The sequence below is a fragment of the Ruegeria sp. CJ2 genome (genome assembly GCF_056536745.1).
The window spans coordinates 233,687-253,378 of sequence record NZ_JBQFQF010000003.1 but is presented as its reverse complement, the minus strand read 5'-3'; the positions used below and the strand labels follow the sequence as shown (position 1 = coordinate 253,378).

Sequence of the window (19,692 nt, the reverse complement as noted above, 5' to 3'; positions counted from 1 at the left end):
TTAGGGCAAGCCGCCCCTGCTTCTTCTGTTCCCAAATACTTCCGCCGGAGGCATAAAAGTTTGCTTCCCCCGCTCAATCCGCTAAACCGCGCCGAGAACTGGAATCCGAAGGACGCGCCATGGACACCCCCGAGCAGCCGCAGATTTACCTGATTACGCCTCCGACCATCGCGCTCAGCACCTTCCCTGAACTGCTGGGTCGCGTGCTGGACAGCACCGATATCGCCTGTATTCGCTTGGCTCTGGCCGGAAACGACGAAGATACAATCGCCCGCGCAGCCGATGCCTGCCGCGAGGTCGCCCATGCGCGCGACGTGGCCATCGTGATCTCGAACCACGTTCTTCTGGCGCAACGGCTTGGGCTGGACGGGGTGCATCTGGATGACGGCGCGCGCTCGGTTCGCGCAACACGTAAAGAGCTGGGTACGGACGCCATTGTCGGCAGCTTTTGTTCGGCCTCCAGCCATGACGGTATGACCGCCGGTGAAAACGGCGCGGATTACGTGGCTTTCGGCCCGGTGGGTACATCAACTTTGGGCGATGGCACCATCGCTGAAAAAGACCTGTTCCAGTGGTGGTCCGAGATGATCGAGGTTCCAGTCGTCGCCGAAGGCGGCCTGACCCCCGATCTGATCCGCGAGCTCGCCCCTCATACCGATTTCTTTGGCATCGGTGATGAAATCTGGTCGCAGGACGATCCGGTTGCCGCGCTGAAAACGCTCACTGACGCGATGTGAGCGTTAACCCTTGCACCTGCTTTGACGCTGCGGCATGACACGGGCATGACTCAGAACAGCGACATCCTGTGCATCGGCTCGGTCCTGTGGGACGTGATCGGACGCTCGGCCAGCGCGATGCGGCAGGGATCAGACGTGCCGGGGCGGATCACCCGTCTGCCGGGCGGCGTGGCCATGAATATTGCCATGACGCTGGTGCGGTTCGGCATGACGCCAACCCTGCTAACCGCCATTGGCCGCGACCCCGAAGGGGATGAGCTGGTCAATTCCTGCTCTCGATTGGGAATGGTGACGGATCACATCTATCGCTCGCAGGATTTGCCGACCGACCGCTACATGGCCGTAGAAGGCGCGAACGGGCTGATCGCTGCCATCGCCGACGCCCATTCGCTTGAGGCTGCGGGGGCTAAAATCCTGCGTCCTTTGTTGCATGGGCCTTTGGGTTATGAGAACACGCCGTTCGAAGGACCAATCGCGCTTGACGGCAACCTGACGCTGGCGCTGTTGGAGGAAATCGCCCAAAGCCCGGCCTTTGCCAAGGCTGATCTGCGCGTGGCCCCGGCCTCACCCGGAAAAGCCGAGCGCTTGCTGCCCTTCCTCAAACACGCCCGCGCGACACTCTATGTGAACCTCGAAGAGGCGGGCATTCTGTGCCAGCGCGAGTTCACCGATTCCGAATCCGCCGCCAAGGGTCTACTGGATCGCGGCGCGCTGCGGGTGCTGGTCACGGATGGCGGCAACTCGGCCACCATCGGCACCGCAGACGAGATACTGACCCAAACACCCCCCTCCGTTTTGGTCACACGCGTGACCGGCGCGGGCGACACGTTCATGGCGGCCCATATTGCGTCCGAATCCGCAGGCGCCGCCCCCGACGCGGCCCTGACCCGCGCCTTGCACGCCGCAGCCACTTACGTTTCAGGAGAAACCCCACTGTGATCGACATCCAATACTCGGCCGAGGTCCGCGCCGCCAAAGACGCAGGCCAGCCCATCGTTGCGCTGGAAAGCACCATCATCACCCACGGGATGCCCTACCCCCAGAATATCGAGGTCGCCGCGCAGGTCGAACAGGATATCCGCGACGCCGGCGCGGTGCCTGCGACCATGGCGGTGATCAAAGGCAGGCTGCATGTGGGGCTTGAAGCCGACCAGTTGAAAGCTTTGGGTCAGGCGCAGGGCGTCGCCAAAATCTCGCGCGCAGATATGGCGGCCTGCATCGCCACTGGCGGTACAGGGGCCACCACCGTCGCCGCCACCATGATTGCCGCGCATCATGCCGGGATTGAGGTGTTTGCCACCGGCGGGATCGGCGGCGTGCATCAGGGGGCTGAAACCTCGTTCGATATCTCTGCAGACCTGCATGAGCTCGCCCAAACCCGCGTGACAGTGGTGGCAGCCGGGGCGAAGGCGATCCTTGATCTGGCCAAAACGCTGGAAGTGTTGGAAACGCTGGGCGTACCCGTCATCGCCTATGGGCAGGACGAATTCCCCGCTTTCTGGTCGGCGCAATCTCCCTACGCCGCGCCTTTGCGCATGGATCGCGCCGAAGACATCGCCAAGGCCCATGCCACACGCCGCGCGCTAAACCTGCCCGGCGGCCAACTGGTCGCCAACCCCATTCCCGTCGCCGACCAAATCCCGGCCGAGGAACTGGCCCCGATCATCGCCTCTGCCCAGGCAGACGCCGACGCGCATCGTATCACTGGCAAAGGCGTCACGCCCTATCTGCTGCAACGCATCTATGAACAAAGCGAGGGACGTTCGCTGACCGCAAACATCGCTTTGGTCAGAAATAACGCAAAACTGGCGGCGCAAATTGCGCAACAGCTTTCTGCACTGCCAGAGTGACATAAGCCTATTGTACCAAGGCCCCGGACTGCTTAACTAAATCGGCAAACTACTCAGGACCGCAATGAACACACCCTTCGACGAAGAACCCAACCGCCGACCGGGATTGTTTTCCCGGCTGCGTGCGTCATTTCTGACCGGCATCGTCGTCATTGCGCCGGTCTGGTTGACGATCTGGTTGATCTGGTCCGTCGTCGGCTGGATCGACAGCGCGGTCCTTCCCCTGATCCCGCAGAAGTTCCAACCCTCTGAATACGTTGGAATAAACCTGCGCGGGGTCGGTGTGGTCATCTTCCTGATCTTCACCGTGATCGTCGGGTGGATCGCCAAAGGTATTTTGGGCCGCTCTTTGATCCACTTCGCCGAAAGCCTGGTCAACAGGATGCCGGTCGTTCGCTCGGTCTATTCCGGGATCAAACAGATATCCGAGACCGTCTTCGCCCAGACCGAACGCTCTTTCGAGAAAGCCTGCCTGATCCAGTATCCGCGCCGTGGAATTTGGGCCATCGGATTTGTCTCGACCACCGCCCGAGGGGAAGTCAGCGATCGCGCCGAAACCAGCGGCAATTTGCTGAGTGTTTTTGTCCCGACCACGCCCAACCCGACCTCGGGATTTTTGCTGTTCTTCCCGGAAGAAGACGTGATCCTGCTGGATATGACGATCGAAGACGCCGCAAAACTGGTGATTTCGGCAGGGCTTGTTTACCCCAACGAAAAAGACCCGACGCAGCCGCCCGAGTGATCAGCCAAACATCTCGGGCAGATTGACCGTGCTGCGCGCGCCAAGATCGTCTTTGTGGTTCGATAGAAACCGATCTGCGGCCCTGCGCCCTGCATCCTTGAGCTTGTGCAAAATCACCGGGTTCGGGACCGTCTTGGTCGCCACAGACAGATCATTCATCAACGCGTCATCCGCTATCATGTGGACCAGAACGCGGCTCATCTCACCAGCCGTCAGTTTACCGTCCGCCAACAGCCGCTGAACAAAACTGATCGCGCGCAGCTCCCGAAACAGGGACGAATTGAAACTGATCTCATTGATACGGTTCTGAATCTGCTGAGGGGTTCGCGGAACCTCGTCCCGTTCCAGCGGATTGATATTCACAATGACCACATCGTCTGGCAGATCACCATTAAACAAAGGAAAAAGCGCCGGATTGCCGGTATATCCACCGTCCCAATAAGCCTCGGTCCGGCCGGATTTCGGATCGAAAATCTCGACCGCCTGAAATAGGTTCGGCAAACAGGCCGAGGCCAGAATAGCATCCGTCGAAACCTCCTGCCCCGTAAAAACCCGTATCTTTCCACTGCGCACACAGGTGGCGCAGACAAAAAGTTGTGGCCCTTCATCCGCGCAAATCTCGTCGAAATTGAAATGGTCAACTACCGGCTCAAGCGGATTGCGGTAGAAAGGGCCATAAGCATAGGGCGAAACCAATCTTGACCAGGTTTCGCCAACGGAAAACGGCAGCGAATATTCCATCGCCTGTGCGATCTGCGCCGGTTCCAACGACTGCATCCAATTGGCGAGCCGCATGTCGCCAACTGCGCCCATCCGGGACCACAAACCGTTCAGGTTTTCGCGCGCCCCGTCGCGCCCGTCGCGCACCATACCAGACTTGAACGCCGCCCCGTTCAACGCCCCAGCCGAGGTTCCGGTGATCGCCGCAACCTCGATATCTTCTTCATCCAGGAACCGATCCAACACGCCCCAGGTAAACGCCCCATGCGCGCCGCCGCCCTGCAAAGCCAGATTGATCCTCTTCACGATCCCACCCCTTCTTCTTCTGTTCAAAAATACTTCGGGGGTGTGGGGGCAGCGCCCCCACGAAATCTCACAAAGCGGTCCAGCCGCCATCCACGGAAATCGTCGTCCCCGTGATCTGCGCCGCTGCGTCCGAGCACAGGAACACCGTGGTGCCCCCCAGTTGCTCGACCGTCGCAAATTCTTTCGACGGCTGACGTTCCAGCAGGACGTTCTTCACGACGTCCTCGCGGCTCATGTTGTATTCCTTCATCGTGTTCGGAATCTGAGCGTCCACCAATGGCGTCAGCACATAGCCCGGACAAATTGCGTTGCAGGTGATCGGTTCCTGCGCAGTCTCAAGCGCAACGGTCTTGGTCATCCCCACAACCCCGTGCTTGGCTGCGATATAAGCCGCCTTGTAGGGAGAGGCAGTCAAGCCATGCGCCGACGCGATATTGACCACGCGCCCCCATCCCGCCTTGCGCATCATCGGCAGCGCAGCCGCAGTCGTGTGAAAGGCCGAGTTCATGTTGATCGCAATGATTGCATCCCACTTGTCGACAGGAAACAGATCAATCGGCGAGACGTGCTGAATACCCGCATTGTTCACAAGTATGTCGCAGGCCCCAGCCTGTTCGATCAGGGCGCGACACTCGTCTCCCTTGGACATATCCGCCTTGATGTAGCGCGCGTTGGTGCCGGTCTCCTGAGAGATTTCCGCAGCAAGTGCATGATCCTCGTCAAGGTCGGTAAAGGAGTTCAGAACCACATCTGCACCGGCCTTGGCCAATTCGCGGGCAACCCCCAGCCCGATCCCAGAATTCGACCCCGTTATGACTGCCGTTTTTCCCTTCAGGCTCATGGCCGCTCTCCCTCAGAATCCGTGTCAGCGACACAGTGCCATGCTGCACGTGCAAAGAAAACGAAGAATGACCCTGCGGACCTGATTGACAAAAACTCGACCAAAAAAAACGCCCGCACGAAGCGGGCGTTAAGTTATTGAGGCAGGTTTCATACAGGCAAGAAACCTATCGAGCAGTGCACCCTTTATAAGCAATTCCACGCTTCCGTCCAAGCTAAAAGTTTGAAAAGAAGAAAAATCATCGGTACGATGAATCCCAACAAAATAAGGCCAGAGCAGGATTGTTTCCAAAATGAGCCCCGATTTTCTACGACCCGCGCGCCCAGTGATCACGGGAATCACTTTCCTTTTGGGGGCCGCAATCGCCAGTGCAGAATCGGCGCATGGCATAGCTATGTACGGAGAGCCCGCCCTACCACCGGATTTTGTGTCTCTACCTTACGCAAACCCCGACGCGCCCAAAGGCGGGAAAGTCGTTTTCGGAAATACGGGCGGCTATAACAGTTTGAACCCGTTTGTGCAAAAAGGGACGTCCCCCTGGCAGTTGCGGTTTTGGACGCATGAAAGCCTGATGGGGCGTTCTTGGGACGAACCTTTCACACTTTACGGCCTGTTAGCCGAATCAGTTGAGACGGCTCCAGACCGGTCTTGGGTCGAATTCACGCTGCGCGAAGGCGCGCAGTTTTCCGATGGAAGCCCCGTCACCGTTGATGACGTCATCTGGTCATATGAGATCCTGGGAACCGAAGGGCATCTGCGGTATCGCGGTCTCTGGGGCAAGATCGACAGCATCGAAGCGACCGGCCCCCGGACTGTGCGGATCACCTTTAACGAACCCGATCGCGAGCTTGCTTTGATCGCCGGTCTGCGCCCAATCCTGCAAAAGGCACAGTGGGACGGTAAGGATTTTGCCAATGCCGCCCTGCACGATATTCCCATCGGCACCGGCCCGTATGTGATCGACGGTTACGAGCCGGGGCGATACGTAAACCTGCGGCGCAACCCCGATTACTGGGGAAGCGATGTGCCCTTCCGTCGCGGCACGATGAACCTTGATGAGATGCGGATCGAGTTCTACGGCGACGGGACCGTTCTGTTCGAGGCGTTCAAAGCCGGTGAACTGACTGCCGTACGCGAGTTCAACGCGGACAAGTGGGAAACGCAGTATAACTTCCCGGCCGTTCAGCGTGGCGATGTGGTAAAAACCGAAATCCCGCACGGCAAGCCATCGGGGATGACAGGCTATGTCATGAACACCCGCAAAGCGCCGTTCGACGACTGGCGCGTTCGCGAAGCCCTGACGCTGGCGTTCAATTTCGAATTTATCAACGACACGATCACCGGCGGGGCGCAGCCCAGGATCACGTCCTATTTCTCGGGCTCCGATCTCGCCATGCAGCCGGGCACGGCAACTGGCCGTGTGGAAGAACTGCTTCAGCCTTACGCCGCAGACCTGCCGCCCGGAACGCTTGAGGGATACGTCCTGCCGGAAGGTGACGGCTCGGCCCGCAACCGGTCGAATATCCGGAAAGCGACCAAGCTGCTGTCCGACGCAGGCTGGACCATTCAGGACGGCGTTCTTCGCAACGCAAATGGAGAGGCATTCACGCTGAACGTGTTGCTGCAACAGGGTGACAGCGAGGGTGAGACCGCCATCGAAATCTATAGCCGCGCGTTGGAGCGTTTGGGGATTCAAGTATCAACTGAACAGGTCGACAACGCGCAGTTCACGGGGCGCACCTCGGATCTGGATTTTGACATGACCTTTTTTCGGCGCGCGCTTTCATTGTCGCCAGGCAACGAGCAGCGCCTGTACTGGGGCAGCGAAAATGCCGATACACCCGGCACTCGCAACCTGATGGGCGTGGCCTCACCCGCTGTGGACGGGTTGATCGACGCCATGCTTGCATCAGAAAGCCACGAAGACTTCGTTGCCGCCACCCGCGCGTTGGACCGCGTGTTGACGGCCGGTCGGTACGTAATTCCGATCTGGAACTTCGACGTCGGTCGGATCGCACATGCCAAAGAGCTGAAGCAGCCCGAAACCTTGCCAATCTATGGGGACGGGCCCGAGTATATGCCGCAGGTTTGGTGGTTCGAGGAGTAACGCAAACGAACACGCCAAACCCGAACACGGGCCAAAATCCAAAGCAGTCAGCTTTTCGGCGAAAATCGGCACACAAACCGATAGCCCCAACATCTAGCGGTGTCGGCTGTACCTACCACCACAGGTTGGCGCACATACTAATTTGAGTTAATGTTCAAAAAGTTCACACAAAGGACTTTACGGAATACATCCATGCGTTGTAGCCTTTGGTCATTATAGCGTTTTGCGTGACCTGATTATTGCTTTGAATTTCGGAACATAGCTTTTTTCTGCTTCGTAGCGCGCGTGTTTTGCGGACCAGCCTCCACTCACTCCTAACTTGGGTCCGTATGCCCGTTACGGTTTGCCTGCAACGGGCATTTTGTTCCCTGCAACAGACCGAAAATGGGTGCGACATTTTGTCATGCGCTGGCGACCTACGCCCCTTCGTACCCTATTTATGGCCGAGCAGCTTTGAAACCTGGAAACCGGAAAGCTTGCAGATGTTGAACTGGAATGACCTGACGCAAGACTGGGACGCAATGTATTCGCGCGCCAAACGGCGCTTTCCAAACCTGCGCGACAAGGACAAACCGCTGTTCAGCAAGGATCGCAAAGGGTTTGAGGCTTACCTTGCGGAACGTCACCACTTGACAGTGAACGAAGCCCATGAAGAGCTTGAGGACTTTCTGTTCACGGAAGGTCTGAACCGAGAGTTCAGCCGCGCATTAAGTAAGTGAAGTCACCCAAAGGATCGTCGCGTCTTCGTCGCTGACTGACACCACGTTGTGTCCCATGCTGCCATCGTAATAGGCACTGTCGCCGCGGCGCATTTCCACGGGTTCGTAGAACTCGGTGTACAGACGCACGACACCGGTAAGCACATAAAGAAACTCTTCCCCGTCGTGGCGGACCCAGCCCTCGAATTCTTCCATCGACCGCGCCCGCACACGCGCCCGATAAGGCAGCATCTGCTTTTTCGTCAGCGTTTCGGCCAACAACTCGTGCTCGTAAGTCGCCGTGGGATGGGCCGCGCCCTCTCCCATCCGGGTGACGGCCATGCGGCCAATCACCTGTTCCCGTTGTGGCGGGGTGAATAGCTGGGGCACTGAAATCTCAAGCCCGGTCGCCAGTTTTTTCAGCGCGTCATAGGTCGGAGACATCTGACCGTTTTCGATTTTGCTGAGTGTCGAACGCGCCAACCCCGCCTGAGTTGCCGCTTGCTCCAACGTCCATTTGCGTGCCTTGCGCAGCTCGCGCACACGTGCGCCAAGGTCCAGCGGCTCAACTTCCGTGGGTTCGCCCGAGTCGCGGGCCAATCGGATCAGGGATGTCTGTTCGTGCGTGCTCATGCGCAATTCTATAGGGCCAGGCCGACCTGCTTGCAACGCAACAGACGTCACGTTAGCCAGTCGATATGCTTTCTGTTTTCGATCAGGGCCCTCCTTTGGCCTGCCCAGCCCCGTTCAATCTGGCGGCGCATGTGTTGCGTCAAGCCGATCGTCTGGCCGAAAAGATCGCCCTGTCCGTCATCGGTCCGGCAGATGCGCAACACTGGTCATACGCGCAGTTGAAACGTGCCATTCTTGGCACCGGCACGGGGTTACTGCAATCCGGTTTGGAACCCGGAGACATCGCGTTGATGAGGCTGGGAAACACCGTCGATTTCCCCATCGCCTATCTGGGTGCGATATCGGTGGGGATCGTACCGGTGCCGACCTCGTCCCAATTGACTGAACCCGAAACCGCAAAGATCATCCAAGACCTAAAGCCAGCAGCCGTTCTGCGTGACCCGACTGTGGCCTGCGCCAACCACCCTGCACAGATCACCTTGACCGACCTCACCGCCATGCGGGACCTGTCCCCCGCCGCGTTCCAGATGGGCGATCCCGAAAGGATGGCGTACGTCGTCTATACCTCGGGAACCTCTGGGAAACCCCGGGCTGTCGCACATGCGCATCGCGCGATTTGGGCCCGGCAGATGATGGTGGATGGATGGTATGGTCTACGCGAAGACGACCGCCTGTGCCACGCAGGAGCGTTCAACTGGACATACACCTTGGGCACGGGGTTGATGGATCCGTGGACCATCGGCGCCACTGCGCTGATCCCTGAACCCGGAACCGATCTGTCCGCGCTGCCCGCTCTTTTGCGCGACCACCAAGCCACTATTTTCGCGGCCGCACCGGGCGTCTTTCGAAAAATCATCGGAACGACCGATAAGTTAACCCTACCGCATCTACGGCATGGGCTCTGCGCAGGTGAGAAACTGTCGCCCACGCTTCATACTCAATGGCAACGCGCCACCGGGACCGAACTGTTCGAGGCCTATGGCATGTCCGAATGCTCGACCTTCATCTCATCCAGCCCCGAACACCCGGCGCGGGGTGAGGCGTTGGGCCAACCGCAGCCCGGTCGCCGCGTGGCCATCCTCGGGCCGGACGGTCCGGTCCCGCAGGGAACCGAAGGCACGATCGCCATCCACCGCTCGGACCCCGGCCTGATGCTGACCTATCTGAATGCCCCAGACGAAGCGCAGGCGCGGATGCAGGGTGATTGGTTTCTGACCGGCGATCAGGGGGCGATGGCCGTAGACGGGCAGATAACTTATCTGGGCCGTGACGACGATATGATGAACGCAGGCGGGTATCGCGTGTCCCCGGTCGAGGTTGAGGCCGTGTTGTCACAATACCCCGGCATCACGCAGGCAGGAGCCGCCGCCGTCGAGGTGAAACAGGACACATTCCTGATAGCTGCCTTCTATACAGGCCCGGAAAAGCTGGACGAAGATGCGCTGCGCACCTATGTGGAAGCTAATCTGGCGCGCTACAAACAGCCGCGGGCCTTTATCCACCTGCCCGAGCTGCCGACCGGCGGCAATGGCAAACTCCTGCGCCGGGCGCTTCCGGCCTATTTCAAGGCGACCACCGAATGACCCAGACCGTCAAGCTTGACATCATGTCCGACCCGATCTGCCCGTGGTGCTATATCGGCAAGACCCATCTGGACAAGGCGCTGGCCGCAATCCCGGATCATCCCTTTGTCATCGAATGGCACCCTTTCCAACTGAACCCCGACATGCCTGACGCAGGCATGGACCGGCGCGAGTATCTGGAACGCAAGTTTGGCGGCAAGGACGGTGCAGTCCGCGCCTATGCTCCCGTTGTTGAACACGCCGGAAATGCCGGTCTCAAGATCAATTTTGAGGGGATGAAGCGCACGCCCAACACGCTGGACGCCCACCGCCTGATCCATTGGGCCGGGATTGAGGGAAAGCAAAACGCAGCAGTTGACGCCCTGTTCGACGCCTATTTCGTTCAGACCCGCGACATCGGAGACCACGAAGTGCTGGCTGATATCGCCGATAGCATCGGAATGGACGCTGCGGTCGTTCTGAAATTGCTGAAATCAGATGCCGATCGTCAGGATATCAGCGACCGCGACACGCATTCGCGCCAGATGGGAGTGAACTCGGTCCCGACCTTCATCGTGGCCAACCAGCACGCCGTTCCCGGCGCTCAACCTCCTGAAATGTGGGAGCGTGTGATCGGTGAAATCATGTCTCAGCTTGAGGCTTCCCCTGCAAATTAGCACACCCCCCTGTGCACAATTGATCTCTGGTGCCACCTGATCTGCCGTGATAGCGCGACCGGGTCAGGAGGGCACTATGGCCGGTCGCATGTCACGAGGAGAGTTCGTCGCACTTGTCGCGATGATGTTCGCAACAATCGCGTTCTCAATCGATTCCATGCTGCCCGCCTTGCCGGAAATCGGTGCGCAACTCAGCCCGGATGACATCAACAAAGCTCAATTGATCCTGACCTCATTCGTTCTGGGGATGGGCATCGGGACATTCTTTACTGGTCCACTGTCTGATGCATTCGGACGTAAGCCAGTCATCTATGTGGGCTCTGCGTTGTATATCCTGTCGGCGGCGGTGGCGTGGTCCAGTTCCTCGCTCGAGATGTTGCTTATCGCGCGAATTTTCCAGGGTATCGGCTGCTCTGCCCCGCGTGTGGTCGCGATGGCCATTATCCGAGACCTGTATTCCGGCCGCGAAATGGCCCGCATCGTCTCGATTGCGATGATGATCTTTACGCTGGTTCCGGCCATCGCGCCAATGATGGGCGCTGGAATTATCGCGCTGACCGGATGGCGCGGAATTTTCGCGTCATTCATACTGTTCTCGCTGATCACAATCGTCTGGATGGGGCTGCGCCTGCCGGAATCGCTGGCGGCTGAAAACCGGCGTCCTTTGCGTTTACCGCTGATGCTGGACGCGGCGCGCCAGATGTTTGCACATCCTACCGTGCGGGTTTCGATTATGGTGCAGACCCTGTGCCTTGGGATGCTGTTCACCATGCTGACCATGGTGCAGCCGATCTATGACATCATCCATGACAGCGCCGAAAGCTTTCCGTTCTGGTTCGGCTTCGTGGCGCTGATGTCCGGCTCTGCCAGCCTGCTAAACGCAGCCCTTGTCATCCGTCTGGGAATGCGCCGGATTGTGACTTGGGTTTTGGGCGCGCAGATCGTTTTCACGACCTCAGTCATTGTTCTGAACAGCATGGAGCTGTCACCCGCCCTGTCATTCGCCGTATTCGTAAGCTGGCAGACTGCGGTATTCTTCATGGCGGGAATGACCATGGGCAACCTGAACGCCATCGCGATGGAACCGATGGGTCATATCGCGGGCATGGCCGCCTCGGTCATCGGGGCGATCTCAACGGTTCTAGCTGCGGCGATTGCCGCACCGATTGGCCTGTTGTTTGACGGCTCAATCGCGCCTTTGGCCGCCGGGATACTGACGATGAGCACACTGGGATTCGGCCTCATGCTGCATATGGGTCGGATCGAAAACAGATTGCTGGCCTGACCTGTGCAGCCCCGGTGAATCAGGTTAACCTCCGCTCAACCCGAGTGGAGATTTTCAATGAGCGACTATTACGATCTGGGATCACACACCTGCACGGTCACGACCAACTCGGCCGAGGCGCAGCTTTGGTTTGACCGTGGGTTGGTCTGGACCTACGGCTATAATCACGATGAGGCCGTCGCCTGTTTCCAGCGCGCGGTCGAAGCTGACCCGGACTGCGCAATGGCGCACTGGGGTGTCGCGTATGCCGCTGGCCCGAACTACAACCTGCCGTGGAACCTGCTGGATGAACGCGGGAAGAAAAAAGCGTTGACGCTGGCCTATGACGCGACCCAACAAGCGCTTGCTTTGGCCGACGGCTGCACCCCGGTCGAGCAGGCGCTGATCCGCGCGCTGCCTGCCCGATATCCGCAAGCCGAGCCAACGGGCGAAATGCACCAATGGGACCACGATTTCGCGGACGCCATGCGCGCAGCCTTTGCCAAGCTGCCCGATCATCTGGACCTGCGCACCATCTATGTCGAAGCGCTGTTGAACCTCACACCCTGGCAGATGTGGGACCTGAAAACAGGGAAACCAGCCGAGGGTGCTGCGACGCTTGAAGCCCAGCAGGTGCTGGAAGACGCCATGGCGGATGATCCGGCAGCTATGTCTCATCCCGGTCTTCTGCATCTTTATGTGCACCTGATGGAAATGTCGCCAACCCCCGAGAAGGCATTGAAAGCGGGGGACGTTCTACGCACACTGGTGCCGGATGCGGGCCACCTGGTGCACATGCCCACCCATATCGACGTTCTGTGCGGCCACTACCAGAACGTCGTGCACTGGAACGAAAAGGCGATCGAGGCAGATCTGAAGTATTACGAACGCGAAGGCGCGTTCAACGTGTACACAGGTTATCGCCAGCACGATTATCACTTTGTAATTTATGGCGCGCTGTTTCTGGGTCAAATCGAACCAGCCCTGCGTGCCAATCAGGGCATGTGGGACACCACGCCCGAGGAAATGCTGCGCATCGAAAGCCCGCCAATGGCGGATTACTTCGAAAGCTACATGTCCATGGGTCCGCACATCCTGATCCGCTTTGGCCGCTGGGAGGAGGCCAAGGCGCTTGAACCACCCAAGGACACCGACCTGTTCCTTACCCTGACCGCAACAATCTACTATGCCCGCGCCATCGCTTTTGCGGCGACCGGACAGGTGGCCGAAGCCGAGGCCGAGGAACAGCTTTTTCTTGCGGCCAATGCCCGTGTTCCCGAAACGCGGCTGCTGCACAACAACCGTGTTATTGACCTGCTGGACGTCGCGCGGGAAATGCTGCGGGGCGAGATCGAATACCGCAAAGAAAATTACGATGCCGCCTATGCCCATCTGCGACGCTCGGTCGAGTTGGACGACAACCTGCCTTATGATGAGCCGTGGGGCTGGATGCAGCCGACCCGTCACGCATTGGGTGCCCTGTTGTTCGAACAGGGCCACACCGCCGAAGCCGAAGCTGTCTATCGCGAGGATTTGGGATTGGGCGGCACGCTCAGCCGCGCCTCGATCCATCCCGACAATGTCTGGAGCCTCAAGGGGTTGTACGATTGCCTGAAAGCGCGCGGCGAGACCGACGAGATCAAGCAAATCAGCCAAAGGCTGGACCTGGCGCTTGCCCGCGCTGACCGGGCCGTCGCCGCCTCCTGCTTTTGCGCGCAGGCGGCGATGAGGGCCGCTGAATGAAACCCTTTCTACTGGCTGCAGCCGTTGCCTGCGGCCCGGCACTGGCGGATCGACAGAGTTTTCCCCCTGTGGATGAGGCTGACCAAGACCCAAGTCTTTTGGCATTTCGAACCGAATTGCTGGCCAGCGTCAAAGCGCGTGCCACTGACGCGGTCATAGCTGCGGCCTGTCCTGACATTTACCTCAGCCACGGCGGGGATGGCGGCCCCGAGGAGTTCCAAGAGCTTCTGACCCCCGATCCGGCCACCTTGCCTGAACAACGAGGCGAGACCTATTGGTCCGATCTTGAAAACACCCTGTCTCAACCCGGCTATTTCGACGAAGACGGTGAGTTCTGGATGCCGCATCAGTGGCAGATCACCCTGCCCGCCTCGCTGGACCCCTATATGGCTTATTTCGTCAATGCGTCGGACGTGACTCTGCGCCAGTCTCCAAACCGGGGCGCACCCATTCTGGATCTGATCAGCTACGAAGTCGTCATCGTCCGCAACTACTCCGAGTTGGGCGATTACCAGCAGGTTTTGCTGACCGATGGCGGACAGGGCTACATGCACGGCCAGTTTCTGTGGCCGATGGTCGGGTATCGCGCCGCGTTCGCCAAGTCAGAGACCGGTCAGTGGCAGTTATGCACTTTTGTGGCAGGTGATTAATGCACTCTAGGTTTTGGCCTTTTTCTCGGCCATCACCTTTTCCGCCAGATCCCGCGCAATGGCGAAAGCGCCTTTGATCTTGTCGCTATCTTTCTTCCAATCGCGCCGCACGACGATCTTGTTGTCTTTGACCTTGGCCAGTCCACGCTGGTTCTGGATGAATTCGACCAAGCCCTGAGGTGACGCGAATTTGTCATTGTGGAACTGGATCGTCGCGCCCTTGGGCCCTCCGTCCAGCTTCGCAATACCGGCGCGTTTGCACATTGCTTTGATCCGGACGACCAGCATCAGGGTGTTAACCTCTTTCGGCAGTTTGCCGAAGCGGTCGATCAATTCCGCTGCAAAACCTTCCAGTTCGACCTTGGTCGAGAGCGACGAGAGACGGCGATACAGGCCCAGACGGACATCCAGATCGGGCACGTAATCCTCGGGGATCAGAACCGGCACACCCAGATTGATCTGCGGGGCCCATTGGTCATCGGCATCGGAAAGCCCCTCCATCTCACCAGCTTTGATCTTGGCTATCGCTTCTTCCAGCATCGACTGGTACAGCTCATATCCCACATCGCGCATCTGGCCAGATTGTTCTTCGCCCAGCAGATTGCCCGCGCCCCGAATGTCGAGGTCCTGGCTGGCCAGCGTAAACCCGGCGCCCAGTGTATCCAACGACCCCAACACGCGCAGGCGTTTTTCGGCCGTGGCGGTCAGTCTCTGGCGCGGTTTGGTGGTCAGATAGGCATAAGCGCGGGTCTTCGAGCGCCCCACCCGACCCCTTATCTGATAGAGCTGCGCAAGGCCGAACATATCGGCGCGATGTACGACCATCGTATTCGCGGTTGGAATATCCAGCCCGCTTTCCACAATCGTTGTCGCCAGCAGCACGTCATATTTGCCGTCATAAAAAGCGTTCATACGGTCATCAAGCTCACCCGCCGCCATCTGCCCATGTGCCACCACATAGGTCAGTTCCGGCAGTTGCTCTTTCAGGAATTCCTCAATCTCGGGCAGGTCCGAGATGCGCGGAACCACGTAGAAGCTTTGTCCACCACGATAATGTTCCCGTAGCAGCGCCTCGCGGATCGTGACCGCGTCAAACTCGCTGACATAGGTGCGGATCGCCAGACGGTCGATGGGTGGCGTGCCGATGATCGACAGGTCTCGTACACCGGTCAGGGACAGTTGCAGCGTGCGCGGGATTGGCGTGGCGGTCAGGGTCAGGACGTGGATATCGCTGCGCAACTGTTTCAGACGCTCTTTGTGACCCACACCGAAATGCTGTTCCTCGTCGATGATCAGCAGGCCCAGATTGTTGAAACGGATGCCCTTGGCCAACAGCGCGTGGGTGCCGATCACAATATCAACCGTACCCCGCGCCAACCCGTCGCGAGTTTGCTGAGCGTCTTTTGCGGAGACAAAGCGCGACAGTTGACGCACTTCCAGCGGGAAGCCTCGGAAGCGTTCCTTGAAGCTGGCGGCGTGTTGACGGGCCAGCAGAGTGGTCGGCGCGATCACCGCCACTTGCACACCTGACATGGCGGCGACAAAAGCGGCGCGCATTGCAACTTCGGTCTTGCCAAAGCCCACATCGCCGCAGATCAGGCGATCCATCGGCGCGCCGGAATGCATGTCCTCCATCACCTCGGAAATCGCACGCAGTTGGTCGTCGGTCTCCTGATAAGGGAAACGGGCGCTGAACTCCTCCCACGCGTGGGGCGGAGGGTCCATCACCGGCGCTTTGCGCAGCGCGCGTTCGGCTGCGATGCGGATCAGCTTGTCCGCCATCTCGCGGATGCGCTCTTTCAGCTTGGCTTTCTTGGCCTGCCACGCGCCGCCACCCAGACGATCCAAAAGCCCCTCGTCATGGCCGTATTTGGAGAGTAGTTCGATGTTTTCAACCGGCAGGTACAATTTCGACTGCTCGGCATATTCCAGCAGCAGGCACTCATGTGCGGCACCGGCGGCAGTGACGACCTCCATCCCCACATAACGGCCGATGCCGTGATCCACATGAACCACCAGATCACCGGGGGTCAGAGATTGGGTTTCGGTCAGGAAGTTCTCAGCCTTGCGGCGTTTCTTGGGCTGACGGATCAGGCGATCACCCAGCACGTCCTGTTCGGCAATCACCGTCAGGTCGGGGGTCTCGAACCCATGCTCCAGCGCCCAGACAGCCAGATGCAGGCCGCGTTTGCCGACGCGAGTGCCGTCGGTGACGGGGATCGCCTCGGCCAGACCTTCGTCTTCGATCAACCCGGTCAGGCGTTCGCGCGCGCCCTCGGAGTAAGAGGCGATCAGCACCGGGCCTTTCGCCATCTTGTCGGTGATATGTGCGGCCAGCGCCCCAAACAGGCTGATGCTTTCCTGCTGACGCTCGGGCGCAAAGTTGCGCCCGATCCGCCCGCCTGCGTCGATTACACCCGGTCCGCTGGCCTGTGGCAAAGGGCTGAATTGCAGCACCCGACGGTCACCGACCGCTTGCTCCCACGCGGTATCGTCCAGATACAGCAATCCGGGCGGGGTCGGCTTATAGACCGTGTCCATGCGGGATCGGTTTTCCAGTGCCAAACGCCGGGTTTCATATTGATCGGCAATCGTATCCCACCGCGCAAGACGTACAGGCGTCACCTGATCATCCAGCGAGATCGTGGCCCCCGGCAGATAGTCGAAAAGGGTCTCCAGCCTTTCGTGAAAGAACGGTAACCAATGTTCGACACCTTGATGTTTGCGCCCGGCACTGACGGCTTCGTACAAAGGATCATCCGTCCCGGCCGCGCCGAACTCGATGCGGTAGTTCTGGCGGAACCGGGTAATGGCGGCCTCGTCCAGAATAACCTCGGACACCGGGGCCAGTTCCACCACATCCAGCTTCTCAGTGGTGCGCTGCGAAACCGGATCAAAGCGTCGCGCGCCGTCCAGAACGTCTCCGAACAGGTCGAGGCGCACGGGACCGGACTCACCGGGTGGGAAAATGTCGATGATACCGCCGCGAACCGCATAATCTCCGGGCTCCATCACGGTGGGGCTTTGGGTGAAACCCATTCGTACCAGAAACGCACGCAGGGCCTGTTCGTCGACACGATGATTTACCCGTGCGGTAAAGGCGGCCTGTTTCAGAACTTCCCGCGCCGGAACGCGCTGTGTTGCTGCGTTTAAGGTGGTCAGCAGCACAAAACGCTCGGGCATCTGGTGGACCAGAGCCGCCAGTGTCGCAACCCGCGCCGCCGCGATATCCGCATTCGGCGACACCCGGTCGTATGGCAAACAGTCCCAGCCGGGAAACACAAACACCGGAACGTCAGGCGCAAAGAAAGCAAGCGCGGCACGCATCGCTTCCATCCGCTTGTCATCCCGCGCGACATGACAGACCGGACCGCCGTTCCGGGTCATTTCGTTCAGAACAAGCTGTGCGTCAAACCCTTCGGGGGCGCCGCCAACCGTCACGTGGTTCGGAGCCGTCATCGCCTTGCCTTTCCGAATTCTCTATCCCAGAACGCCGATCGAAAAGTTCTGATACATACCCCAGAGCGATGTGATCAAGATCGAAATCATCCCGACGATCTGCGTATAGATCCTGCATCGTGTGAGAATCTTGGACACGACGGTCATTCCCGGTTCGGTCCGCTGCAATTTGCGTGCGGCCGAGATGTTGATCAACATCACCACACACAGCGGAAACAAAAGCAGAAAGACCGCCTGAGCGAATTCGACCCCATAGAAAAACCCAAGTGTCGCCAACCCTGTGAAGAAAAAGCAGGTCAAGGCCAGAAGGATAAGCCCGGACACGTCCACAATGTACAAAAGCCGGTTCTTGTTGATCCTGACGATATCCAGCAGGTCTTTTTCAGCCTGTCCACCGACACGGCGCGCGCGAACAACCAGATCATAAGGCACACCCATGGCCCAGTGGCTGGCCGTGGACCACAGAACAGCCAGCGCGATCCAATACCAGAGGTTGGAAAAGCTGCGCATGTCGATGAGTTCGAAGATCGAAGAGTATAAATCCAAGCGTCAGCCCTTTGTTCACTGTCCTTAGGGGCCCTCTTCGCACAGGCGCGTCCATCGTTACCCTTGAGACTACGCGGAATTCATGCCACCCAATGCGGGAATATTCAAGGAGAGCGCGACATGAAACCGACCATCGCCCCTTTTCCCATGGCTCGTTTCCGCAGGGTGCGGCAATCTCAGGCAATTCGGGACCTTGTCCGCGAAAACACCCTGACCACGGATGATCTGATCTGGCCGGTATTTGTGCGCGACGGCGAAGGGATTGAAGAGCCGGTGCCCTCCATGCCCGGCGTTGTGCGGCGGTCTGTCGATCTGATTTCAAAGGCCGCAGTTGAAGCCCAAGCGCTTGGAATCCCAGCGATCTGCATCTTTCCCTACACCAATCCCAGCCTGAAAACCGAAGACTGTGCCGAGGCGTGGAACCCTGACAACCTGTCCAACCGTGCCATTCGCGCCATCAAGTCCGCGGCTCCGGATATTGCGGTCATGACGGATGCGGCCTTGGACCCCTACAACATCAACGGCCACGACGGGTATGTCGTCGATGGCGAGATTGTGAACGATCAGACGGTCGAGGCGCTGGTGAAGATGACGCTCGCGCAGGCTGACGCGGGCGCTGATATCATCGGACCGTCTGACATGATGGATGGCCGGATCGGAGAAATGCGCCGCGCGCTGGAATCCGCTGGCCACCAGAATGTGATGATCCTGAGCTACGCTGCCAAATACGCCAGCGCCTTCTATGGCCCGTTCCGTGATGCGGTTGGGGCGTCTGGTGCGTTGACCGGCGACAAGAAGACGTACCAGATGGACCCGGCCAATTCGAACGAGGCCCTGCGCCTGATCGAACGTGATCTGACGGAAGGTGCCGACATGGTCATGATCAAGCCAGGCATGCCCTATCTGGATATCTGCCGACGCGTCAAAGACACATTCGGCGCACCGACCTACGCCTATCAGGTGTCCGGTGAATACGCGATGATCCAGGCGGCGGCACAGAACGGTTGGGTGGATGGGGAAAAGGTCATGCTGGAAAGCCTTCTCGCGTTCAAGCGCGCGGGATGTGACGGCATCCTGACCTACTTTGCCCCAGAGGTCGCCCGACATCTTCAGGGCTAAGACCTCAGACTGTCGCGATAATTCGCCTATTGTGAACG

General features: G+C 59.0%; 17 protein-coding genes. 12 read left to right on the top strand and 5 right to left on the bottom strand.

Features of this window, described 5'->3' with window-relative positions:
- Window positions 1-119: 119 nt before the first annotated feature.
- The 4 genes from ACR0MS_RS05785 (at window position 120) to ACR0MS_RS05770 (ending at window position 3,329) form a co-directional block, all read left to right on the top strand.
- Window positions 120-737 (top strand): thiamine phosphate synthase, encoded by a 618-nt coding sequence (locus tag ACR0MS_RS05785; protein ID WP_480570444.1) that lies wholly within the window; start codon window positions 120-122, stop codon window positions 735-737.
- 45 nt (window positions 738-782) lie between these two features.
- Entirely contained in the window at window positions 783-1,676 is an 894-nt protein-coding gene (locus ACR0MS_RS05780) for a PfkB family carbohydrate kinase (protein WP_480570441.1), read from the top strand.
- Window positions 1,673-2,587 carry a pseudouridine-5'-phosphate glycosidase gene (locus ACR0MS_RS05775; protein WP_480570438.1) on the top strand — a complete coding sequence of 305 codons (915 nt, stop codon included), beginning with the start codon at window positions 1,673-1,675 and terminating at the stop codon, window positions 2,585-2,587. Before ACR0MS_RS05780 ends, ACR0MS_RS05775 begins: the two co-directional genes overlap by 4 nt.
- 64 nt (window positions 2,588-2,651) lie before the next feature.
- Entirely contained in the window at window positions 2,652-3,329 is a 678-nt protein-coding gene (locus tag ACR0MS_RS05770; RefSeq protein WP_480570435.1) for a DUF502 domain-containing protein, read from the top strand.
- Here ACR0MS_RS05770 and ACR0MS_RS05765 read toward each other — a convergent pair whose 3' ends face one another.
- The gene (locus ACR0MS_RS05765) at window positions 3,330-4,358 is read right to left on the bottom strand and encodes a patatin-like phospholipase family protein (protein ID WP_480570888.1); all 1,029 of its coding nucleotides are present in this window, start codon (window positions 4,356-4,358) and stop codon (window positions 3,330-3,332) included.
- Between the two features lie 64 nt (window positions 4,359-4,422).
- Window positions 4,423-5,196: a 3-hydroxybutyrate dehydrogenase gene (locus ACR0MS_RS05760; protein WP_480570432.1), complete on the bottom strand. Its 774-nt coding sequence runs from the start codon at window positions 5,194-5,196 to the stop codon at window positions 4,423-4,425.
- A 292-nt stretch (window positions 5,197-5,488) separates the two neighbouring features.
- On the opposite strand from ACR0MS_RS05760, the gene ACR0MS_RS05755 reads away from it, so the two are divergent.
- Both ACR0MS_RS05755 and ACR0MS_RS05750 read left to right on the top strand, forming a co-directional pair.
- A complete protein-coding gene (locus ACR0MS_RS05755; RefSeq protein ID WP_480570429.1) occupies window positions 5,489-7,303 on the top strand; it encodes an extracellular solute-binding protein in 1,815 nt (604 codons plus the stop codon).
- Between the two features lie 482 nt (window positions 7,304-7,785).
- Window positions 7,786-8,022 (top strand): hypothetical protein, encoded by a 237-nt coding sequence (locus tag ACR0MS_RS05750; RefSeq protein ID WP_480570426.1) that lies wholly within the window; start codon window positions 7,786-7,788, stop codon window positions 8,020-8,022.
- On the opposite strand, the gene ACR0MS_RS05745 is transcribed toward ACR0MS_RS05750, so the two are convergent.
- Window positions 8,011-8,634 carry a helix-turn-helix domain-containing protein gene (locus ACR0MS_RS05745; protein WP_480570423.1) on the bottom strand — a complete coding sequence of 208 codons (624 nt, stop codon included), beginning with the start codon at window positions 8,632-8,634 and terminating at the stop codon, window positions 8,011-8,013. The two genes, ACR0MS_RS05750 and ACR0MS_RS05745, sit on opposite strands and share 12 nt — an antisense overlap.
- A gap of 65 nt (window positions 8,635-8,699) precedes the next feature.
- Here ACR0MS_RS05745 and ACR0MS_RS05740 point away from each other — a divergent pair, with 65 nt between their 5' ends.
- The 5 genes from ACR0MS_RS05740 (at window position 8,700) to ACR0MS_RS05720 (ending at window position 14,530) form a co-directional block, all read left to right on the top strand.
- Window positions 8,700-10,217: a class I adenylate-forming enzyme family protein gene (locus ACR0MS_RS05740; RefSeq protein WP_480570420.1), complete on the top strand. Its 1,518-nt coding sequence runs from the start codon at window positions 8,700-8,702 to the stop codon at window positions 10,215-10,217.
- Window positions 10,214-10,873 carry a DsbA family oxidoreductase gene (locus ACR0MS_RS05735; protein ID WP_480570418.1) on the top strand — a complete coding sequence of 220 codons (660 nt, stop codon included), beginning with the start codon at window positions 10,214-10,216 and terminating at the stop codon, window positions 10,871-10,873. Before ACR0MS_RS05740 ends, ACR0MS_RS05735 begins: the two co-directional genes overlap by 4 nt.
- Before the next feature lie 76 nt (window positions 10,874-10,949).
- Window positions 10,950-12,158 (top strand): multidrug effflux MFS transporter, encoded by a 1,209-nt coding sequence (locus ACR0MS_RS05730; protein ID WP_480570415.1) that lies wholly within the window; start codon window positions 10,950-10,952, stop codon window positions 12,156-12,158.
- Between the two features lie 57 nt (window positions 12,159-12,215).
- A complete protein-coding gene (locus tag ACR0MS_RS05725; RefSeq protein WP_480570412.1) occupies window positions 12,216-13,880 on the top strand; it encodes a tetratricopeptide repeat protein in 1,665 nt (554 codons plus the stop codon).
- Window positions 13,877-14,530 carry an SH3 domain-containing protein gene (locus tag ACR0MS_RS05720; protein ID WP_480570409.1) on the top strand — a complete coding sequence of 218 codons (654 nt, stop codon included), beginning with the start codon at window positions 13,877-13,879 and terminating at the stop codon, window positions 14,528-14,530. The genes ACR0MS_RS05725 and ACR0MS_RS05720 overlap by 4 nt, the downstream gene beginning before the upstream one ends.
- 6 nt (window positions 14,531-14,536) lie before the next feature.
- Here ACR0MS_RS05720 and mfd read toward each other — a convergent pair whose 3' ends face one another.
- On the bottom strand, window positions 14,537-17,989 hold the full coding sequence (mfd, locus tag ACR0MS_RS05715; protein ID WP_480570406.1) for a transcription-repair coupling factor: 3,453 nt from the start codon (window positions 17,987-17,989) through the stop codon (window positions 14,537-14,539).
- Between the two features lie 21 nt (window positions 17,990-18,010).
- Window positions 18,011-18,535: a component of SufBCD complex gene (locus ACR0MS_RS05710; protein WP_480570403.1), complete on the bottom strand. Its 525-nt coding sequence runs from the start codon at window positions 18,533-18,535 to the stop codon at window positions 18,011-18,013.
- Between the two features lie 120 nt (window positions 18,536-18,655).
- On the opposite strand from ACR0MS_RS05710, the gene hemB reads away from it, so the two are divergent.
- Entirely contained in the window at window positions 18,656-19,654 is a 999-nt protein-coding gene (gene hemB, locus ACR0MS_RS05705) for a porphobilinogen synthase (protein WP_480570400.1), read from the top strand.
- The last annotated feature ends 38 nt before the right edge of the window (window positions 19,655-19,692 follow it).